At 54.0% G+C, this 17,214-nt stretch carries 11 protein-coding genes; 9 read left to right on the top strand and 2 right to left on the bottom strand.

Features of this window, described 5'->3' with window-relative positions; translation table 11 throughout:
- Positions 1–139: 139 nt before the first annotated feature.
- The gene (locus F3J40_RS06720; RefSeq protein WP_167013806.1) at positions 140–2,218 is read left to right on the top strand and encodes a putative bifunctional diguanylate cyclase/phosphodiesterase; all 2,079 of its coding nucleotides are present in this window, start codon (positions 140–142) and stop codon (positions 2,216–2,218) included.
- 386 nt (positions 2,219–2,604) lie between these two features.
- Entirely contained in the window at positions 2,605–3,621 is a 1,017-nt protein-coding gene (locus F3J40_RS06715; RefSeq protein WP_370659858.1) for a sigma-54 interaction domain-containing protein, read from the top strand.
- Positions 3,622–3,647: 26 nt separating this feature from the next.
- On the opposite strand, the gene F3J40_RS06710 is transcribed toward F3J40_RS06715, so the two are convergent.
- On the bottom strand, positions 3,648–4,184 hold the full coding sequence (locus F3J40_RS06710) for a transcriptional regulator (protein WP_167013151.1): 537 nt from the start codon (positions 4,182–4,184) through the stop codon (positions 3,648–3,650).
- A 521-nt stretch (positions 4,185–4,705) separates the two neighbouring features.
- Here F3J40_RS06710 and F3J40_RS06705 point away from each other — a divergent pair.
- The 6 genes from F3J40_RS06705 (at position 4,706) to F3J40_RS06680 (ending at position 13,660) form a co-directional block, all read left to right on the top strand.
- A complete protein-coding gene (locus tag F3J40_RS06705) occupies positions 4,706–5,434 on the top strand; it encodes a FliA/WhiG family RNA polymerase sigma factor (RefSeq protein ID WP_240155365.1) in 729 nt (242 codons plus the stop codon).
- A 296-nt stretch (positions 5,435–5,730) separates the two neighbouring features.
- Complete coding sequence (gene olsF, locus F3J40_RS06700; RefSeq protein WP_167013149.1) at positions 5,731–7,455, top strand: bifunctional ornithine lipid synthase OlsF; 1,725 nt, start codon at positions 5,731–5,733, stop codon at positions 7,453–7,455.
- 70 nt (positions 7,456–7,525) lie between these two features.
- The gene (locus F3J40_RS06695) at positions 7,526–8,593 is read left to right on the top strand and encodes an ABC transporter ATP-binding protein (protein WP_167013147.1); all 1,068 of its coding nucleotides are present in this window, start codon (positions 7,526–7,528) and stop codon (positions 8,591–8,593) included.
- Positions 8,594–8,620: 27 nt separating this feature from the next.
- The gene (locus F3J40_RS06690; RefSeq protein WP_167013145.1) at positions 8,621–9,610 is read left to right on the top strand and encodes an ABC transporter substrate-binding protein; all 990 of its coding nucleotides are present in this window, start codon (positions 8,621–8,623) and stop codon (positions 9,608–9,610) included.
- A 1-nt stretch (position 9,611) separates the two neighbouring features.
- The gene (locus F3J40_RS06685) at positions 9,612–11,354 is read left to right on the top strand and encodes an ABC transporter permease (RefSeq protein ID WP_167013143.1); all 1,743 of its coding nucleotides are present in this window, start codon (positions 9,612–9,614) and stop codon (positions 11,352–11,354) included.
- Between the two features lie 215 nt (positions 11,355–11,569).
- Positions 11,570–13,660 carry a sensor domain-containing protein gene (locus F3J40_RS06680; RefSeq protein ID WP_167013141.1) on the top strand — a complete coding sequence of 697 codons (2,091 nt, stop codon included), beginning with the start codon at positions 11,570–11,572 and terminating at the stop codon, positions 13,658–13,660.
- 39 nt (positions 13,661–13,699) lie between these two features.
- Here the strand turns inward: F3J40_RS06680 and ftnA are convergent, their stop codons facing one another.
- Positions 13,700–14,212 (bottom strand): non-heme ferritin, encoded by a 513-nt coding sequence (gene ftnA, locus F3J40_RS06675; RefSeq protein ID WP_167013138.1) that lies wholly within the window; start codon positions 14,210–14,212, stop codon positions 13,700–13,702.
- Positions 14,213–14,950: 738 nt separating this feature from the next.
- Between ftnA and F3J40_RS06670 the strand changes: the two genes are divergently transcribed.
- Positions 14,951–17,098, top strand: a complete 2,148-nt coding sequence (locus F3J40_RS06670; protein WP_167013136.1) for an ornithine decarboxylase — start codon at positions 14,951–14,953, stop codon at positions 17,096–17,098.
- Positions 17,099–17,214: the final 116 nt, after the last annotated feature.

The raw sequence follows: 17,214 nt of genomic DNA, 5'->3' as shown, positions 1-17,214 counted from the left end.
CGGGATTAAAATCAGGCAAACATTGTCTGTTTTATCTGCATTAATGGCAGCGGCTGCCGATAGGATCAGCTGCTGTTAATGGTATTTCTGTCATCCCTTATTGAGCAGCGGTGGCCCTGCTGCTTTCTGGAACCTCATGATGTTAGTGACTTCTTATGACGCCTTTACCGTGATTGTCTCGGTACTGGTGGCGATTCTGGCTTCATATACTGCGCTTGATATGGCGGGGCGTGTCACCACCTCTACCGGAAGAGTAGCCCTGGTGTGGTTGTTTGGCGGCGGTTTCTCCATGGGCGTCGGCATTTGGGCGATGCATTTCATCGGCATGCTGTCGATGGAGCTCGATATGGTGATGAGCTACAACCCAGTGCTCACTGCGGCTTCCATGGTGATTGCTGTCTGCGCCTCGATTTTTTCGCTGTGGTTGGTCTGCCAGGGGGAGTTGCCGCTTGGCAAGCTGCTGTCCGGGGCGATGGTGCTCGGCACTGGCATTGTGGCGATGCACTATACCGGCATGGCGGCGCTGATGTTTTCTCCCGGCATCACCTGGGACTACTGCTGGGTGGCGTTGTCGGTGTTGATTGCTTTAGTGGCTTCCTGCGTTGCGCTGTGGCTGGCTTTCCATCTGCGTGAAGGCAGTGGACGGCTAACCCTGTGGCGTATTGGGGCGGCAATCGTCATGGGGATTGCCATCGCCGGTATGCACTACACCGGTATGATGGCGGCGGATTTCCCGATGAGCAGTCATGCCACACACGCAGGGGTAAATGGCAACTGGCTGGCGCTATTGGTGACCGTGGTGACGCTCTCGGTGCTGAGCATTACGCTGCTGGTCTCTATGTTGGATGCGCGCATGCAAGCCCGAACGTCACTGCTGGCACGCTCGCTGGCGGAAGCGAACCGCGAGTTAGCCCAACTGGCGCTGCACGATAACCTGACCCGTTTGCCGAACCGTATTTTGCTGGAAGATCGGCTGGAGCAGGCGATCAGCAAAGCCCGGCGCGAAAAGAGCCAGTTTGCCCTGATGTTCATGGACTTAGACGGTTTTAAAGCGGTGAACGATGCTTTTGGTCATCACATTGGCGATAACCTGCTGGTGGCGGTGGGCGAGCGTATGCGGGCAGAGATGAAAGGGCATTTTACCCTGGCGCGCATGGGCGGTGACGAGTTCGTACTGTTAATGGAAATTGGCGATCCCAATGATGCCGCTGCCGCCGCAGATGCTTTGATCAAGGCTATTGATCGGCCCTTTGATATTTCTCGCTATGAACTGGTGGTGTCGCTCAGTGTCGGTATTGCGGTGTATCCGGGCGACGGTGAAGATGAGCGTGAGCTGATGTTTAACGCCGATGCCGCCATGTATCACACCAAGAATAATGGCCGTAACGGCTACACCTTCTTCCAGCCTTCAATGAATATTCTGGCGCAGGCGCAGTTACAGCTGAATAACGATCTGTGGCACGCGCTGGAGCAGGGTGAGCTGCGCCTGTTCTATCAGCCAAAATATTGCGCACCCAGCGGGCCGATTATTGGCTTTGAGGCGTTGCTGCGCTGGCAGCATCCAGAGCGCGGTTTACTGACGCCCGACCTGTTCCTGCCCATGGCAGAAAAGACCGGCATGATTGTGCAAATCGGTAACTGGGTGATTAATGAAGCGTGTCGGCAGCTGCACTGTTGGCATGAGCAGGGCCACCAGGAGTGGTCAGTAGCGGTGAACCTGTCGGCGTTGCAGTTTGAACAGAGTAACTTGGTGGAGACCGTGCTGACTGCACTGAATACCCATCAGATTCCGGCGCACCAGTTGACGCTGGAAGTGACCGAGACAACGGCGATGCGTAATCCGGATGAGAGCGTGCGCATTCTGACAGAGTTGACCCAACTGGGGGTGAAAGCCTCAATCGATGATTTTGGTACAGGCTATTCCAGCTTGCTCTATCTGAAGCGTTTGCCGGCCAGTGAGCTGAAGATCGATCGCGCTTTCGTGAATGAACTGGATAGTCATTCTGAAGATGCCACTATCGTTTCGGCGATTGTGGCGCTGGCACAGTCGTTAGAACTGCGCGTGGTAGCAGAAGGGGTAGAGACGGAAGAGCAGCAGGCGTTTCTCACCGGGCTGGGTTGCCATACTTTACAGGGGTATTTACTGGGCAAACCGTTGCCACCGGAGCGGGTTGGAGAGTTACGCAATTTCCCCGGTAAAGAGGATGTGATGGCCTGAGTAGAAGCCAGGATATTTCAATAGGGCATGGATGAGGGAGGAGGCGGCCGGACCAGGATCGCCTCCTCCCTCTTTAAGCTCCGCTCCAGTCTCACGGGATAAATATACCCGATGTCTTTGTTATTGAGCGACATTAAGCTGTTATCTTTCTGATTCTCATTATTAACGCCATCCCATTCCTCCAGGTTTCATCCAGATATTAATCATTATTAATTTCTTAATGGTAAGTCGTGATCTCTCTATATTGTTATTTAATAAGGTTTTATTATTTAATAATCTTTTATCTCTGGCAAGCGAGCAGCAACGGCCATACGCTGAACCTAACACCATTCACTGACTTGAAAAACTTAAATCCTATAGCTTAAAAGGGTGATGCGATGAATACCATCGAGGCGGTAAAGCTCAGCACGTTCAAGAAATTTATTTCCCATGATCCCCTTTCTGTTGCCCTTTACTCCTTTGCTGAAAAGGTCGCGAAGTTCAACGTGCCCGTCATTATTTCGGGTGAAACCGGTACCGGGAAAGAGTGTATTGCCCGACATATCCATCAACACGCATTTCATCAGCCTGCGCCTTATGTCGCGGTCAACTGTGCAGCGATACCGGAAAATATGTTGGAAGCCATGCTGTTTGGCTTTGAAAAAGGGGCATTCACCGGTGCTACTCATCGCCAGGCGGGTAAATTTGAGCTGGCCAATGGCGGGACGCTGCTGCTAGATGAAATCGGGGATTTACCCTACGCCTTACAGGCTAAGCTACTGCGGGTACTTCAGGAAAAGACCGTGGAGCGGCTCGGGAGCCATCAATCGATCGCGCTACAGGTGCGTTTGTTGACGGCGACCAATAAAGATCTCCTGGAAGAGGTCAATCAGGGACGCTTCCGGGAAGATCTCTACTATCGACTCGCGGTCATTAATCTTGAAATTCCCCCTCTGCGCGCCCGACGGCTGGATATTTTGCCGTTGGCTACCCTTTTCCTGCAACGCTACAGTCAGGGGTTGTCGGTGTTACCCCGCTTTACCGTCGAGGCACAGCGCAAGATGTTCGAGCATGCGTGGCCTGGCAACGTGCGAGAGCTGGAAAATCGTGTACAGCGCGGCATTGTGCTGAGCAGTGATGGCACCATCAGTGCTGCCCTGTTAGGGCTAGATGAGAAAAGTGGGGTCTTCGCAGCAGACGCCATCCTCTCTCATACCGTCCCACAGCGCCGCGCTCGCCGGATTCGCGAGCATGGTCGTGCAGCGGAAAGCCAGTACATCCTCGATCTGCTCAGCCGCTTTCAGGGTAACAAAACCAAAACGGCCGAAAGCCTTGGCATCACGACGCGCGCCTTGCGTTACCGTCTTGCTTCTCTGCGCCAGCAGGGAATAAGCCTGGAAGAGGGTTTAAATTCAGGGAGATAAGAACACAAGCAACGCCAGATGCGGGTTTATATCAGTGCCGCAATCATTGCTGCGCAGAGGAAAAACTGAATCAGGCAGAGCCCTTTCCACATACCACCACTCTTATTTTCCATGATTGAACCGGTTGAACCCGGCGAGGGTTCAGGTGTGACATCCATCGTACTCATCGAGGGGGAAGCGGGCACTATACCCATGGTTTGATCTGCGTCGTTACTGTACTCAGTATCTAATTTAATATTAATGGATTGGCAATATTTATCATCCAGAAGGTAGCCTTTCCGTGGAATGGTTTTTATGATTTTTTGTCGTCTACCATCATCTTCTAGCGCGTGACGTAATGCATGAATTGCATTAGGTAAGCTGTTATTTCCCACCACCCGATTTTCCCACACCAGCCCATGTAATGCCTCGCGGGTCATCGGTTGGCCTGCATGTTCGGCTAAGACGTAAAGTAAACGGAACTGATATTCGCCCAGACGACGGATTTCGCCGCTCTGGTCATGCATGAGTGCTCTGGCGACAGCATCAAGGTGCCAGTGGTGCACGCGGTAAGATTTGGTCATGGCTTATCTCACGCTGTTCGAAAATGTTATCCGAAGTGTCAGTGAACTTTATTAATTGAACTATTATTGCCAGGGGGGTTAATGATATCAATCACTATTTTTTTTCATCGCGAATTATGTGCTGCAACATTAATCTAGCCCGGATTAATGTCATTTCAAGACCAGTCTTGTTGTTAATTTAATAATTAATCCTCTCATTTTAATATGAGAAAGATAAAGATTATTAACTCATCAAGAGAGCACCATCCCATGCCTGGATGAATAGATGTTGCTGCATCCCAACCAGACAGGCGGATTGGAAACCGGCATGCTGGGATAAATCCGTTCTGTCTCTAAAAATGGCAACGTCGTTTTAGCCGTATTTTTTCCGCTTCTACGGCTTGCTGCTTTCCGCTTTGCGGAAAGATATATTCCGGGATTAAATTTATCACATTGAATTTAAAGCGTTTATTTTTTGGCATGCAGATTGCTGATTATGAATAGATCAAAGAACTATTTATAAGGCTATCTCGATGTCCTGGATGAAACAGGAAAAAATGACCTCCACATTGACCGCCATTAAGAAACCGGTCAAAGCTTCACTGACGCCAGCGGATGAATGCCGTTATCTACAGCAGTGGTCCCCGTTGGTAAAACGTATCGTCCGACAATTGCTGCCGCAAACCGATAACGTCGTTGATCGTGACGATCTGCAGCAGGTGGCTTCGATCGGTCTACTGCAGTCTCTCCGCCGTTACGGTCATCCCGATGAACAGTTCGGCGGCTATGCGCAAATGCGCGTGCGCGGGGCAGTGCTGGATTATCTGCGTCAGCATGACTGGCGGCCGCGCCGTTTGCGTCAGCGCACGCACAAGATTAACGATGGCGTCCGCGCATTAACGCGTGAGTTAGGCCGTGAGCCGCGCGAACAAGAAGTCTGTCAGTATCTCAAGATCAGCCATGCGGCCTATCGCGATTACGTTCAGCAGATCAACGCAAAAGAGATGGAGAGTCTGGATGAGTTGCTGCCAAACAGCTTCGAGCCGCAGCTGCTGGACAGCGCCTTATGGGATGAGGCATTTATGTTATCGCGCAGCATGCAACAGGCGCTTGCAACGCTTCAGCCGCGTGAAAGACTGGTGCTGAGCCTCTATTACCAATATGGGCGCAATCTGCGCGAAATCGCAGGGATGCTCTCTCTGACAGAAGCCCGTGTTTGCCAGATAAATAAACAGGCCGGACAAAAAATTAAGCACTTTTTTGAGGAGTGAAGAGGCAAAAATTCAGGGAGCACGGGTGGTAATGGGCTGTGTTGATGCAGACGGAGGAGGAGAGCCAGTAACCATTCTATGATCGGTCAACAACCGGTTGAATAAAGTGGCGCAAGGTCCAGCGCTGCGCCTATTATTACGGGGTTGAACGAAAAGATATTCTGCTGTCAGACGCGTGGTGCGGTGAGTTAAGCGCTGTATTGTTTTTATCGCCTGCCAAACGTGGTCCTCTTCATAAAACTGAAAACAGCAGACGATACTTTCGGAGCGTAACTGTGATGGAGTGAGTGCTCTCTATGTTTTCGATTGAACAGGTGTTACAAGATTTACGCCCTAATCATACTCCAGCGGCCTGGCAACTCCGGTTGCTAAAATGGGCGCTGCGTGAACAAGAGTTTCAGGATTTCGCTGCCCGTCACCCGCATCTTAAAGGCGTGGATATGGTCGAGCAGATTCTGGACCATCTCAGCGTCCGCTGTGAGCTGGCCGACCGCGACAGGGAACAGATCCCCCCGCGTGGCCCGGCGATTATCGTGGCTAACCATCCGCTGGGCGCACTGGATGGTCTGGCGCTGCTGTTGGCCGTCTCTAAAGTGCGGCCTGATACCAAAATTGTCGCTAACCGAGTGCTGATGGCGCTGGAATCCATCAACTCTTTGATGCTGCCGGTCGATAACATGAGCAGCCGTACCAGTCGCGATCAGCTCCAGCAGATGCAAAATCACCTGGAAAATCAGGGCGTGCTAATTGTCTTCCCGGCCGGTGAAGTATCCCGTATGGGAAGCCAGGGAATACGCGACAACAAGTGGCACCACAGTTTCCTGCGTTTAGCCGCGCGAGCACGTGCGCCACTGGTGCCCGTGCATGTGGCCGGGCGCAACAGCACACTGTTCTATGCCGTGGCGAAAATCATTCCGCCGATGGCACTCTTGATGCTGGTGCGCGAGATGTTTCGCAAGCGTGGCAGCGAAATCAACTTACGTATTGGCGAGCAAATTCCTTTCTCCTCATGGCACGATGGCCACACGCCGGGCAAAGAGTTAGCCAAACGGCTGCGTAAGCACGTGTATCGCCTCGGGCAAAATAAGCCGGGTCTGTTCCAGACGGAAAGCGCGATTGCGCTGGCAGAAGATCGCGCCGAATTGAAACAGGCGCTAAAAGCCAGTGAAAAGCTGGGTACGCTGCCAGACGGCAAAGAGATTTTTCTCTGGCGTCGCAACGGGGAGACCCGTGTTCCGCTGCTGCGTGAGTTGGGGCGTTTGCGTGAAATTGCGTTCCGCGCCGTTGGGGAAGGCAGTGGCCGACGCCGCGATCTCGACAGCTATGATGACGACTACTACCACCTAATTTTGTGGGATGACGCTGCGCTGGAGATCGTGGGGGCTTACCGCTTTATTCCTGGTGATGAGCAGCTCACTCGCCGTGGCCTGGAGGGCTTCTACAGCCACAGCCTGTTCCACTACGATGAGCGGATGATGCCTATCTTGCAGCACAGTATTGAGCTGGGCCGCAGCTTTATCCAACCGGCTTACTGGGGTAAGCGGGGTCTGGATTATCTCTGGCTCGGAATTGGTGCCTATCTGGCAAAATATCCGCAGACGCGCTATCTGTTTGGACCGGTCTCCATCTCCGGAGGTTTACCTCTCGCTGCGCGCGATTTGCTGGTGGCTTTCTATCGCCTCTATTTCCCGACCGAACTCCCACTGGCCACGTCACGTCGCCCCTATCCGGCTTCACTGCCGGAAGTGCTGGCGCAGTTCAGCGGTGATAACTATCAGGAAGATCTGACGCGATTAAAGCAGATGCTGAATAATCTCGGTACAGCGATCCCAACGCTGTACAAACAGTACTCCGAACTGTGTGAGCCGGGCGGAGTACAGTTTATTGATTTCGGGAGCGATCCTGATTTCAACAACTGCATTGATGGCCTGGTGCTGGTGGATATCACACGGCTGAAGCCTGCGCGCTATGCCCGTTACATCGAGGTACATCAGGCGGAGAAAAAGCCGGAACAGGGGTGATCTGTCACCGCACTGTCATTTGCTTTCGGTAGCCTCTGTCGCTGAATTCTGACGCCAGAGGCCCCAAAGCATGGCAGGCATGACCCTGACCGCACTGCACAAATCTTTTGCCGCACAGCCGGTACTGCAAGATATCTCCTTACAGATCAATGCGGGTGAGTTCATCGCCATTCTTGGCCCCTCTGGCTGTGGCAAAACTACGTTGCTGCGATTGATCGCCGGTTTTGAGACGCTCGACAGCGGCGAGATCCACGTTGGCGAGCGGCAGTTTGCCGGACACAAACATCACCTTCCCCCTGAAGCGCGTAACCTGGGCGTTGTCTTTCAAAGCTATGCGCTGTGGCCGCACATGACCGTGGCGGAAAACGTGGCTTACAGTCTTAAAGTCAGCGGTGTTGCCCGTGCTGAGCGTGAAACGCGGACTCAGCAGGCGTTGGCGTTGGTCGGGCTGGAGCCGTTTGCCCAACGCCAGCCTGCCGATCTCTCCGGCGGCCAGCGGCAGCGCGTGGCGCTGGCACGTTGCCTGGTAGCAAAGCCAACGCTGGTGCTACTGGATGAGCCACTCGCCAACCTGGATGTCCACCTACGCGCCACCATGGAAGAGGAGTTTCGCCGCTTCCATCAACACAGCCATGCCACGCTGATTTACATCACCCACGACCAACAGGAAGCGATGGCACTGGCCGACCGCATCGTGGTGCTGGATGCCGGGCGTGTGATGCAGTTCGCCACGCCGCAGATCTTGTGGCGCGAGCCCGCCAACGCGATGGTAGCCCGTTTTATTGATGATGGCCGTATCTTGCCGGTCTCGGAAATAGAGCCACAGCATAACGGGCGCGCTTTTGTCACGCTGTGTGGTTTACGCACTTCACTGCGCTGCTCGCCACAGCAGGAAGTACAACCTGAAGCACAGGCCAGCTTTCATGCGGTGGATTTTGCCGTGGCTGCGCCCGGTGAGCCGCAATTTGCCGCTCTGGTTCAGCGAGTGATCTATCGAGGCAGCGGCTATCAGATCAATGTGACGCCATTGGCGCACCCCGACGTCAGCCTGACGCTGATGCTCAACGACACTGTTTTGCCCGTCGCCGGGACCACACTGGGTGTGGCCGTGCGCGATGGCTGGATCCTTCCCTGTTAACCGATCGTTTACTCAATGGAAAAGGCGATGCGCACAACGCTTAATGCACTTTTAATCACCTCTGGCATCTTGCTCTCTGGCACGGTAATGGCTGATGACGCACCTGCGGGCACGCTGGTGGTCTACACTTCACAGGCTCCCGAAATAGCCCAACAGACGATGGACGCGTTTAAAGCGGCCTATCCGAATATCAAGGTAGAGTGGACGCGCAACGGCACCACTCAGCTGATGAATGTGCTGCACACGGAGATGCTGAGCGGCGGCGCGAAAGCGGATGTTCTGCTGGTCGCAGATGCAATCAACCTGGGTTCGCTGAAAGCAGAAGGGCAACTGTATGCGTATCCGGATGCGCCGGTGAGCCATATCAATCCCTCTTTCTACGACAAGGATAAAACCTGGTTTGGCACCAAAATTATCGCCACCGTTATTGCTTACAACACCGAACACGCCAAACCGGTGAATAGCTGGAAAGCGCTGGCAGTAGCGGAAAATAAAGGGCAGATCGCCATGCCCAGCCCGCTCTACTCCGGGGCTGCGCTGTATAAGCTCCACACCGATATCAACACCCCAGCCATTGGCTGGAACTTCTATCAGCAACTGGCGGCGTTAGGTGTGGCTCCTCAAGGTGGTAATGGCCCGGCAATCAAGGCGGTTGCTAGCGGGCTGGATAAGTACGGCATCGTCACTGACGCCGATATTATTCTGGCGAAGAAAAAAGGCTCACCCATCGATCTGGTCTATCCGCAGGAAGGGGTCTCCTACGTGACTGAGCCGGTCGCCATCCTGAAATCTGCCCACAATCTGCCAGCGGCCAAAGCGTTTGTGAATTTCCTGCTGTCAGAAAAAGGACAACAGTTGGTGGTGGAGCAGGGTAACCGTCCACTGGACGATCGTATTCCTACGCCAGCCGGTTTTACACCGTTGGATCACATCAAGCTCCTGACGCCGGATATCGCCAAAGCGATAGCGGAAGATGCCAGCGTGCGTGACAAATTCACCGCGCTGTTTGGAGGCTAAGATGAGCGTGCAGAGCGTAGAGTGGCGGCAAAAATCAGTGAAGTGTCTGCGGTGGCGACCGCGGGCGGAACCCCTGGTGTTGACGCTGCTGATTGTGATTATCGCTCTGCTCTCGGTCGCGCCTTTTCTCCGTTTGATCTGGACGGCACTGGCACCCCAGGGCACGCCTGAAGTCGCGCATTTACTGCGCTTGCTCAGCGCGCCCAGGGTCGTTACTGCCACTTTGAACACGCTAGGCTTGGGAGTAGCGGCAACCTTGTTATCGCTGCTCCTCGGCACGCTGGCCGCCTGGCTGGTGGCCCTGAGCGATCTGCGTGGCAAAACGGTTTGGGTGTTTGCCTTTATTCTGCCGTTGATGATCCCGCCGCAGGTGACGGCGCTGGCGTGGTTGCAGGGTCTGGCTCCGGGCAGCCTGTTGGCAACGCTGTTTCACTCTTTAGGGCTGCCGTGGTTTGCGCCTGGTGAACAACCGCTGTATTCATGGTGGGGCATGGTGCTGCTGCTCGGTTTGCATAATGCCCCTCTGGTCTTTATCACGGTACGCGCCGGGCTGCGGCGTCTTCCGGCGGAGTTGGTTGAGGCGGCGCGCATCAGCGGGGCTTCGCCGTGGCAGATTGCGTATACCGTGATCCTGCCGCTGGCGCGTCCGACGATTTTTGCCGCCGCCGCGCTGACGTTTGTGGCCAGCGTGGGTAATTTTGGTATTCAGGCGATGCTGGGTATTCCGGCCCGTATCCCAACGCTGATTACGCTGGTCTATCAGCAGCTTAATGCTATTGGTCCCACTGCCTTGCCGAATACCGCCGTCTATTCGCTGCTGATCGCGGTGATCACCCTGGGTGGCATGGGGATCAGTGGTTGGCTGGGTGGGCGGCGCGATGTGCGCGTCAGTGGGTCGTTACGGCCCTGGCACCAGCCGCTGGGACGCGCGCGGCTGCCGTGTGAAGCCATTGCCTGGCTGTGGATGCTGATGACGCTATTGCTGCCGCTTTCTGCATTACTGACCACGGCGCTGACGCGTGGCTTCGGTCAGGCACTCAACTGGCAAACGTTGACCTTCGAGAATTTCCAACAGGCATTATGGGGCTATCCGGCGATCAGCCAGGCCTTTCTCACCAGCCTGGCATTAACCAGCGTTGCGGCGGTGATCCTGACGGTGATGGCGCTGTTTCTGGCGTTCTTCCTCAGTTGGCAGCGCACCCTGCTGGTACGCGGATTGTGGTTTGCCAGCGAACTGACCTATGCGCTGCCAGGGATCGTGACGGGTGTTGCGGCGCTGCTGTTTTTCCTGCGCCCGCTGCCGCTGCTCAATGTTTCGCTTTACGGTACTTACTGGATAATCCTGGCCGCCTATCTGGCGAACTTTTTGGCGCTGGTACTTCGCCCCACGCTGGCAGGATTTGCCCGTATTGAACCTGCGCTGGATGAAGCTGCGCGTCTGGCGGGAGCCGGTTTTTTGCGCCGGATGTGGGATATTTTACTGCCGCTGGTGGCACCTCCCGCGCTGGCAGGGGCGCTGCTGGTGTTTCTTACCGCGCTGAATGAAATTCAGGTGTCGGTGCTGTTAGTCACTTCGTCAACACAAACCCTTGGCCCGATGATCATTTTCCTCGATGAGGGTGGCTCTGCTCCACTGGCAGCAGCGGTGGGCTGCCTGATGATTGGCGTCGTGCTGCTGCTGATGTGGCTGGCTGCGCGCCTTTCCCGTCATCTGCCGCAAGGCATACTGCCCTGGCAGGCCTGATTCCAACAAGACTCTCCGCAATCACCTGTTTTTCCGTCTTCTGGCTCTGAATATTTTTTAAACAGTGCCGATAATTGCTGCATGAAACTAGCATAACGGTTAATAATCACGCTAATTTTTTGTGAATGTTATGCTTAATGCTGACGGTAAGTTAGGAGTATTCTTAATGCATATCGTCGGTATCAAGGGCTACGCAGCAACAGGCAAGAAAAATAATGGATAAAAACGCTGATATTATGTACCGCATGCTCGTTCAGAGCGTGATTGATTATGCCATCTATATGCTGGAACCTGATGGTACCGTGGCGAACTGGAATGCGGGTGCGCAACGTGCTAAAGGCTACGTGGCTGAGGAGATCGTCGGCAAAAACTTTGCTCTGTTTTACAGCGCAGAGGATCGCCAACAGGGTGTGCCACAGCGCGGATTAGAGATTGCTGCTACTAAGGGGCGTTTCGAAACTCAGGGGCTGCGCTACCGTAAAGATGGCTCCGCCTTTTGGGCGCACGTGGTGATTGATGCCATTCACGATGACGACGGCACGCTGATTGGATTTGCCAAGATCACCCGTGATATTACCGAGCGCCGCGCCTGGGAACAGGAGCAGCTAAAGGCCAAAGAGCTGGCAGAAAAGCAGAGCGCCAAAATGTCAGCGCTGTCGAAATTTCTCGACAATATCATCGCCAACATTCCCTCCAGCGTGATTGTGGAAGATGCTATTACGCGAGAGATTTTGCTGGTGAACGATAAAGCGTTGCAGCTGTTCAGTGTGCCAAAGTCACTGATTGTGCACCATCGTCCTCATGAATGCATGAGCGCGGAACTGAGTGACTATTTCAACAGCCTCGGGGATGTTGCGTTGCGCAATGAAGGGGTGCATGAGCGTGAGCAACTGCTCCTGACCGCGCGAGGCGAGCGGATTCTGCACACCAAAGCCACCTCCATCAATGGCGAAGATGCGCTGCAAAACTACCTGATGCTGATCGTTGAAGATGTGACGGATCAGCGTGCCGCAGATGCCCGCATTCACCACATGGCGCACCACGATAACCTGACCAGCCTGCCGAACCGCATCCTGTTCCGCCAGCGTCTGAGCGAAGCGCTGCGCAGCGAAGATCGACGCAGCAACGCCACGTTATGCCTCGATCTCGACAACTTTAAAAACGTTAACGATGCGTTGGGCCATCAGGTTGGCGATGAACTGCTGCGCGCGGTGGCGAAGCGCCTGCGCAATACCCTACGCGATCAGGATACCCTGGCACGTATCGGCGGCGATGAGTTCGCCATCGTTCTGCCCTCTGTCCAGAGTGAAGCAGAAGCCAGCGTGGTCGCACAACGTCTGATTGAGGTGATCCGCCCACCGGTCAATATTGAAGGCAATAACCTCTCGGTGGGGCTGAGCGTCGGGATTGTGCTCAGCACCCCGGATATCAATACGCCAGAACAGATGCTACGTTGTGCGGACATGGCGCTGTATGAGGCCAAACGCAATGGGCGTAACCGCTTCGAGCACTTCACGCTGGAGATGGATGATATTGCGCGCAGCCGCCGTTTGATTGAAAACGACTTGCGCGATGCGCTGAGCAATCGCCAGTTAAAACTCTATTATCAGCCGATTACCAACGGCGACCAGCACACCATTATAGGCTATGAAGCGTTGATGCGTTGGCACCACCCGGTGAAAGGCGTAATCATGCCGAATGACTTCATCCACGTGGCAGAAGAGACCGGCTTAATTCATATGCTTGGTGCCTATGCGCTGTATGAAGCCTGCCGTGAAGCCGCCAGTTGGGAAGGGCAGCAGTCCGTTTCAGTCAACCTCTCGCCACTGCAATTTAAAAACAGTTCGTTGCTCTCGGTGGTGGAAGGGGCGTTACGCGAATCGGGCCTGGAGCCACAGCGCCTGGAACTGGAGATTACCGAGTCGGTACTGCTGGACGATAACCTCGGCAATATCCGCACGCTGAATAGCCTGAAAGCGCTGGGGGTGAAAATTGCGCTGGATGATTTCGGCACCGGCTACTCTTCACTGAGCTACCTGCGTTCATTCCCGTTCGATAAGATCAAAATCGATAAGTCGTTTATCAACGATATGGGCGATAGCCGCGAGGCGTTAGCGATTATTCGGGCGATTACCGGCATGAGCCGTAGTCTGGATATTCAGATCACCGCGGAAGGGGTTGAAAACAGTGAGCAGTTTGCGAAGCTACAGGAAGAGGGATGTACGCTGTTTCAGGGATATCTGTTTGGACGCCCGCAGCCTTCGGAGCAGCGCTTAAAAAAGCTGGATAGCGACGAAAGTGAATAAGCAATAAGAGAACCGGCCCTGAGAGGGCCGGTTTTGCTATCAAGAGGCGCTGCCGTCCTGATGGGTTTCCATGCGGCCCAGCTCTTTGTCGAGCAGGAACAGGCCGTCACCGCTGTTACCGACGATAGCCAGTTTATCCAGTACGGTTTTGAACAGCTTCTCTTCTTCGTGCTGCTCTGCCACATACCACTGCAGGAAGTTAAAGGTTGAGTAGTCCTGTGTGGTGATGGCGGCGTGCGCCAGTTCATTGATGCGCGCAGTGATCAGCTTTTCGTGATCCAGCGCCTGCTCCAGCAGTTGCTTAATGGAGTCCCATGCGATAGGTGGTGCTTCGATAGCGCCTAACAGTGGCAGCGCACCGGTATCGCTCAGGTAGTCGAACAGACGCTGCATGTGCTGCATCTCTTCGCGTGAGTGCTCTTTCATAAATGCCGCTGCGCCTTCCAGACCTTTATCAGCACACCAGGCGCTCATTTGCAGGTAGAGGTTGGCAGAGAAGAACTCAAGATTCAGTTGCGCGTTCAGGCGTGAAATCATGTCAGGCGTCAGCATGGGCATTTCCTCAAATTTGTCTGTTTTATGTGCAGTAAGCAGTGGTGGAATTATGCACCATTACAGCGAAAAAGAGAAAGAGAAATAAGAAAAAATATTCACGATATATTATTGATTTAACTGTAATTATTTCACTAATTGAATGCGAGCGATTATCATTATTGTCCGCTTTTCACTCAAGGGAGACCCGGCAATGCCAAGTGTGGGGTTTTGTGCAGCTGCACAGCAGTACTGAATCAGGTAAAAGTGCATAATTTTGCGTAAGTTAAAGATAAATAAACACTTTTGTTTTCATTGTTGAAATTAAGTGTTTAATTATCAATGCGTTGCGTTTTGTGGGATGTGATAACTATTTGCCGTTCAATGGGTTGTTCGACTAAAAAAAAGATGACATCATTGCGCCTGTTTTTTTACTGTCATCCACCCTTCACAGAGGACGCCGCTATGTCCGGTACAATGCTTGTTGTCAGCACTTGTTGCCGAGCTGTGCTTCGAAAGCGCATTGGGCGTCCTTCTGGCTGTTATCCAGCGATCCCCTTTCTCACCATGCGGTGAGGCCAGCCTGACGTTCTCTGTTGGACATGAGTAAAGACAGAGCTGTTCTGGCTTTACTGATGTCTATCGGTTGCGGCTGCCATTCTGTTACGCACGCTGCCTTGTGACGTTATTCGCCGGGGAATCTTCCTCATTGCTGTGCCATTGGCACCCACTCATCCTTGACCGCTAGGGATTTGTGCTATGAAACCACTGAAAATTGCCGCCAGCGTCCTGGTGGCGCATGAACTGATTACTGCACGCCAGGTTGTAACGCTGGATAATACCGACTTCACGGATGTGGCGGCAGTTGTCGTCTCTCTGGCCGATTCGCGCAGCGGCGTGCTGGCGCTGTTACGCCATACCGGTTTTAATCTGCCGGTATTTGTTGCTATTGCTCACCCGGAACAGGGGCCAGCCCTGCCTGAAGGCTGCCAGGCTTACAGTGGTAGTGCGGCCGATGTTGCCGCACTGGAAGCGGCTGCTCATGCTTATGAAAGTGCGCTGTTGCCGCCGTTCTTTGACACGCTGACCAAATATGTGGCGATGCAGAACAGCACCTTTGCCTGTCCTGGTCACCAGGGCGGCGCGTTTTTCAAAAAGCACCCGGCAGGCCGCCAGTTCTTTAATTTCTACGGCGAAAATGTGTTTCGTTCAGACATGTGCAACGCCAATGTCAAACTGGGCGATCTGCTCATCCATGAAGGCTCCGCCAAGCATGCGCAGAAATTTGCCGCAAAAGTCTTCAACGCCGATAAAACCTATTTCGTGCTCAACGGCACCTCCAGCGCCAATAAAGTGGTGACCAACGCCCTGCTGACGCGTGGCGATTTGGTGCTGTTTGACCGCAACAACCACAAGTCAAACCACCACGGTGCGCTGATTCAGGCAGGCGCTACGCCGGTCTATCTTGAAGCGGCGCGTAACCCGTTTGGCTTTATTGGTGGCATTGATGCGCACTGTTTCGATGAAGCCTATCTGCGCAAGCAGATTGAGGCGGTAGCGCCACAGCGCGCCACCGAGGCTCGCCCGTTCCGCCTGGCGATTATTCAGCTCGGCACCTACGACGGCACGGTGTACAACGCACGCCAGGTGGTCGATCGCATCGGCCATCTGTGTGACTACATCCTGTTTGATTCCGCGTGGGTGGGCTATGAGCAGTTTATTCCGGTGATGGAAGCGGGTTCCCCGCTGCTGCTCGATCTCAATGAAAACGATCCCGGTATTTTTGTGACGCAGTCCGTACACAAACAGTTGGCAGGTTTCTCGCAGACTTCGCAGATCCACAAAAAAGATAACCACATTCGTGGCCAAAAACGTTTTTGCCCGCACAAGCGGTTGAACAATGCGTTTATGCTGCACGCCTCCACCAGCCCGTTCTATCCGCTGTTCGCCGCGCTGGATGTGAATGCCAAAATGCATCAGGGCCCGGCAGGACGTCGTTTGTGGCATGAGTGCGTCACGCTGGGGATTGGCGCGCGTAAAGCGATTCTTTCCCGCTGTGAAATGATCAAACCTTTCTTGCCAGAGCAGGTTCATGGCAAGCCGTGGCAGGATGCGGACACAGAAACTATCGCCGCCGATCCCGCGTACTTTAGCTTCGAACCTGGGGCGAAATGGCACGGATTTGAAGGCTATGCGCGCGATCAGTATCTGGTTGACCCTTGCAAACTGTTGCTCACTACACCGGGTATTGACGCCTCCAGCGGCAAATACACCGAGTTTGGTATTCCCGCTACCATTCTGGCGAACTACCTGCGTGAAAACGGCATTGTGCCGGAAAAGTGCGACCTCAACTCGATCCTGTTCCTGCTGACCCCTGCCGAAAGTGCCGAGAAAATGGCGCTACTGGTGGCGAAACTGGTGCAGTTTGAGCAACACGTGAAAGACGATGCGCTGTTGGAAGAGGTGCTGCCGACCGTGTACCGCAAAAATGCGGCGCGTTATCAGGGTTACACATTACGTCGCCTGTGCCAGGAGATGCACGATCTCTACGTCAATCATGACGTGAAAGATCTGCAAAAGGCGATGTTCCGCCAGGAGAGCCTGCCAGCGGTTAAGGTGAATCCGCAGGATGCGCATCAGTCCTACATTCGTGGTGATGTTGAGCTGGTCGCCATTGCGGATGCCGCAGGGCGCGTGGCGGCAGAAGGTGCGCTGCCGTATCCGCCGGGTGTGCTGTGTGTGGTGCCGGGTGAGGTTTGGGGCGGTGCGGTGCAGCGTTACTTCCTCGCGCTGGAAGAGGGCATCAATCAGCTACCTGGCTTCTCGCCGGAGTTGCAGGGCGTGTATAACCAGGCTGATGATCAGGGGCATATCCGCCTGGTTGCCAATATGTTGTTGCAGGATTAATCCGTCGCAGGGGGCATTTTTGCCCCCTCATTGATATTGCGTCTCAACAAAATGTCACACTTTTCCCTGCGCTTAAGCATCTTCCTGCTGTCTGCTGATGGCCTGAGTCCGTATCA

Origin of the sequence: Candidatus Pantoea multigeneris, assembly GCF_011752615.1 — a bacterium.
Taxonomy (GTDB): Bacteria; Pseudomonadota; Gammaproteobacteria; order Enterobacterales; family Enterobacteriaceae; genus Pantoea; species Pantoea multigeneris.
The sequence above is the reverse complement of the archived record's forward strand: the minus strand, read 5'-3'. Positions and strand labels throughout refer to the sequence as shown.

Coding starts and splice junctions, on each gene's coding strand:
- ftnA (WP_167013138.1), bottom strand. CDS start 14,212: ATGCTGACGCCTGACATGATTTCACGCCTGAACGCGCAACTGAATCTT.
- F3J40_RS06680 (WP_167013141.1), top strand. CDS start 11,570: ATGGATAAAAACGCTGATATTATGTACCGCATGCTCGTTCAGAGCGTG.
- F3J40_RS06720 (WP_167013806.1), top strand. CDS start 140: ATGTTAGTGACTTCTTATGACGCCTTTACCGTGATTGTCTCGGTACTG.
- F3J40_RS06705 (WP_240155365.1), top strand. CDS start 4,706: ATGAAACAGGAAAAAATGACCTCCACATTGACCGCCATTAAGAAACCG.
- F3J40_RS06710 (WP_167013151.1), bottom strand. CDS start 4,184: ATGACCAAATCTTACCGCGTGCACCACTGGCACCTTGATGCTGTCGCC.
- olsF (WP_167013149.1), top strand. CDS start 5,731: ATGTTTTCGATTGAACAGGTGTTACAAGATTTACGCCCTAATCATACT.
- F3J40_RS06685 (WP_167013143.1), top strand. CDS start 9,612: ATGAGCGTGCAGAGCGTAGAGTGGCGGCAAAAATCAGTGAAGTGTCTG.
- F3J40_RS06670 (WP_167013136.1), top strand. CDS start 14,951: ATGAAACCACTGAAAATTGCCGCCAGCGTCCTGGTGGCGCATGAACTG.
- F3J40_RS06695 (WP_167013147.1), top strand. CDS start 7,526: ATGGCAGGCATGACCCTGACCGCACTGCACAAATCTTTTGCCGCACAG.
- F3J40_RS06690 (WP_167013145.1), top strand. CDS start 8,621: ATGCGCACAACGCTTAATGCACTTTTAATCACCTCTGGCATCTTGCTC.